The 2,877-nt window shown below is 65.7% G+C and carries 2 protein-coding genes; one reads left to right on the top strand and one right to left on the bottom strand.

Translation table 11 applies throughout. The features are described from left to right. Positions 1 to 81 precede the first annotated feature (81 nt). A complete protein-coding gene (locus DBR12_RS13140; protein WP_108617658.1) occupies positions 82 to 2,178 on the top strand; it encodes an NADPH-dependent 2,4-dienoyl-CoA reductase in 2,097 nt (698 codons plus the stop codon). Positions 2,179 to 2,296: 118 nt separating this feature from the next. On the opposite strand, the gene DBR12_RS13135 is transcribed toward DBR12_RS13140, so the two are convergent. Beyond that, the coding region (locus tag DBR12_RS13135) for a 3'-5' exonuclease (RefSeq protein WP_199226685.1) at positions 2,297 to 2,877 on the bottom strand (581 nt) is incomplete at its 5' end.

The following is a 2,877-nucleotide window of genomic DNA, read 5'->3' as shown; positions in this document are numbered from 1 at the left end:
GGGCGGGGTCGTGCGGCTTGCCATAGGGATGAATTATAGAATAAAGTTCTAGAAAATTCTTCTAGTTCCACGGTCCTATCCATGTCCACTCCAGCCCACGTGATTCCTGTTGCTCCTGCCAATGCGCCTGGCGCGGCCCTGTACCCGCATCTTCTGGCCCCGCTCGACCTGGGTTTCACCAAGATCAAGAACCGTGTTCTCATGGGCTCCATGCACACGGGGCTGGAGGACGGGCGCGATCTGTCGCGCATGGCGGCGTACTTCCGTGAGCGCGCCGAGGGCGATGTGGGGCTGATCGTCACGGGCGGCTTTGCGCCCAACATCGCAGGCTGGGCCAAGCCGTTTGCAGGTACGCTGGCGACCTCGGGCGCGGCCAGGCGCCACCGCGTGGTGACCGATGCGGTGCACAGTGCAGGCGGCAAGATCGCGCTGCAGATTCTGCACACGGGCCGCTACGCGTATCACCCGCTGGCCGTAGCGCCCTCCCGCCTGCAGTCACCCATTTCGCCGTTCACGCCCTTTGCGTTGTCGGCGCGGGGCGTGGAGCGACAGATTCGCGCGTTCGTCAATTGCGCCATGAAGGCGCGTGAGGCGGGCTACGACGGCGTGGAGGTGATGGGCTCCGAGGGCTACTTCATCAACCAGTTTCTCTCGCAAGCCACCAACCTGCGTCAGGACGCCTGGGGCGGCGACTACAGCCACCGCATGCGCCTGCCGGTCGAGATCATCGGCCGCATGCGCGAGGCCGTGGGGCCGGATTTCATCATCATCTACCGCCTGTCGATGATCGATCTGGTGCCCGGCGGCAGCGCCTGGAACGAGATCGTCACGCTGGGCAAGGCCGTGGCCACGGGCGGGGCGAACATCATCAACACCGGCATTGGCTGGCACGAGGCGCGCGTGCCCACGATTGCCACCAGTGTGCCGCGCGCGGCGTTCGCCTGGGTCACGCAGAAGATGAAGGCCGAGTTTGCAGCAGCGGGCATTTCCACGCCGCTGGTCACGTCCAACCGTATCAACACGCCCGAGGTGGCCGAGCAGGTGCTGGCCGATGGCTGCGCCGACATGGTGTCCATGGCGCGCCCGCTGCTGGCCGATGCGGCGTTTGTGAAGAAGGCTGCGCAGGGCCGGGCCGACCGCATCAACACCTGCATCGCCTGCAATCAGGCCTGCCTGGACCATGTGTTCCAGAACAAGACCAGCAGCTGTCTGGTGAACCCGCGCGCTTGCCACGAGACCGAACTGGTGTACCGCCCGGTGTCGTCGCGCAAGCGTGTGGCGGTGGTGGGCGCAGGGCCCGCGGGTTTGACCGCCGCCACCGTGGCCGCAGAGCGTGGGCACGAGGTGCATTTGTTCGACGCAGCAGCCGCCATCGGCGGCCAGCTCAACATGGCCAAGGTGATTCCGGGCAAGGAGGAGTTCCACGAAATGCTGCGCTACCTGGCCACGCGTGTGGAGGACACGGGCGTGCAACTGCACCTGAACCAGCGCGTGTTGGCGGCCGACCTGGTGGGCTTTGACGAGGTCATTGTCGCCACCGGCGTGGAGCCACGCGACCCGAAGATCCCGGGCCAGGACCACCCCAAGGTGCTGAGCTACATCGACGTGCTGCGCCACGGCAAGCCGGTGGGCGAGCGCGTGGCCATCATCGGCGCGGGTGGCATTGGCTTTGATGTGGCCGAATTCCTGACGCACGGCGACCACCCGTCCACCACGCTTGACCTGCCCGCCTGGAAAGCCGAGTGGGGCATCACCGACCCGGCCGAGGCGCGCGGCGGCCTGGCCGCCAGCGGGCCACGTACCACGCCGCCCGCGCGGCAGGTGACGCTGCTTCAGCGCAAGAAGGGCAAGCTGGGCAGCGGGCTTGGCAAGACCACGGGCTGGATTCACCGTACGGTGCTCAAGATGAAAGAAGTGGAGATGGTGGGCGGCGTGAACTACGAGCGCATTGCCGACGAGGGCCTGCTCGTCTCGTACGGAGACAAGCGTGAAGATCCGACCTGGATTCCCTGCGACACCGTGGTGCTGTGCGCAGGCCAGGTGCCTTTGCGTAGCCTGGCGCAGGATCTGGAGGCTCAGGGCCACAAGCCCCATCTGATCGGTGGCGCGCTGGAGGCGGGCGAGCTGGATGCCAAGCGCGCCATTGATCAGGCGGCGCGGCTGGCGGCGCGCCTGTGAGGTTCGGACAGGGTGTGGTTTGTGGCGAAAAAAGGCTTTCTCCGCGCTCTGGATATGTATTTGTTGCTATATATTTTGTAGTAAATGCGCCATACGCCCCAGGGCCCGGCGCCCGCCCTCAGGTTGCGGCAGGGGCCTGCAGCGCATGGAACACCCGCAACGCCGCCCATGCATCGTTGGCGGCATAGACCAGCTGGGCCTCTGTGAGCTTTTCGTTGGCCCAGTTGGAGGTGGCGGCCTTCTTGGACTTGATGAAGCGCCGGTTGAAAAGCACGGCCACGGCACCCTTCACGCCCATGTCCTTGCGGTAGCCGCGCTGGCGGAAGACGGTGTTCAGCTCCAGCACGTCGGCGGGCTGCACTCCCAGCTTGGCCTGTATGCGTTTGGTGTCATCGCCCAGCCCAAAACCTGCCTTGGTCACCCCGCTCAGCGCCAGCAGCTCTGCCACACGCGCGCGGCAGCCGGGGTCGTGCAATTGGAAGACCCAGGCATGTTCCAACGTGGCCAGCTGCACGATGTGAGGTCCGTCCGACGGCTCGCCTTGCACGAAGGTGGGCTTGGATTCGGTATCAAAACCCCAGGCGCGGGCAGTGGCCAAGGCATTGCAAGCCCGGTCGGCCTGTGCGGGGGTGGAGACCAGAGCGATGCGGTCGGTGCCCAGCCGCTCAAAGGGTTCCAGCAGTGCGATCTGGTCTTTGT

The sequence above is a fragment of the Acidovorax sp. HMWF029 genome, assembly GCF_003060895.1.
Classification (GTDB): Bacteria; Pseudomonadota; Gammaproteobacteria; order Burkholderiales; family Burkholderiaceae_C; genus Acidovorax.
Note: the sequence above shows the minus strand (reverse complement) of the source record. Positions and strands in the feature narration are given on the sequence as shown.

Excerpts from the sequence above, each read along its gene's own strand:
- DBR12_RS13140 (WP_108617658.1), top strand. The coding sequence starts at position 82 with ATGTCCACTCCAGCCCACGTGATTCCTGTTGCTCCTGCCAATGCGCCT.